General features: G+C 42.9%; 1 protein-coding gene. It reads left to right on the top strand.

Annotated features, from left to right (window positions below):
- Positions 1 to 74 precede the first annotated feature (74 nt).
- On the top strand, positions 75 to 706 hold a 632-nt coding region (locus EST42_RS09420), incomplete at its 3' end, for a transposase (protein ID WP_245150464.1).

Below are 706 nucleotides of genomic sequence, written 5' to 3'. Positions count from 1 at the left end.
ACCCAAGATATCGAACATCGACTTGTTTATGCGCAAAACATGGCATCTCAACCAACACTGAACTGGTGCTAGATTTGGATTCAACCTACTTTCAGACCTTTGGTCATCAAGAAAAAATTGGTTTTAATTATCACTACTTGAACGTCGGTTACCATCCGCTTATCATGACCGATACTTTAACTGGAACCGTGCGTCAGGTATCGTTGCGAAGTGGCAATACCTATACCGGTAATGGTGCAACTGAATTTGTGCAAGGATATCTGTCAACTAGTCTATCCGTTCAACATCAGACAATTATTTTGCGTGGTGACAGTGGCGTCGCCACGCCAGACTTGATGGAAACGTTAGAAGGCAACAATATTTTTTATACCATCCGATTGAAGTCAAATCCCCGATTGAAGCGTATGGCACTTGATGGACGATATGTTAATCTCGACAATCTTTTGACGATTGAAGGTCAGTTGACGACCGATGAATTTGAGTATCAAGCCGCCTCATGGGACAAAACACGTCGTGTTATCATTTTAAATGATGAACTGTGTACCGCCATGTTCATCGTCACTAACCTAAGTCTTCCACAAAAAGACATCGTCCGTATTTACCGCAAGCGTGCGGCGATTGAAGATATTATTCGCGAACTTAAAGGTGGGTTTGCCTTCGGTAAAACCGATAGCAGTTCATTTTTCGCCAACAAAGCGCGCATGTG

The sequence above is a fragment of the Weissella cibaria genome (assembly GCF_004521965.1).
In the GTDB taxonomy this organism is placed as follows: Bacteria; Bacillota; Bacilli; order Lactobacillales; family Lactobacillaceae; genus Weissella; species Weissella cibaria_A.
The sequence above is the reverse complement of the archived record's forward strand: the minus strand, read 5'-3'. Positions and strand labels throughout refer to the sequence as shown.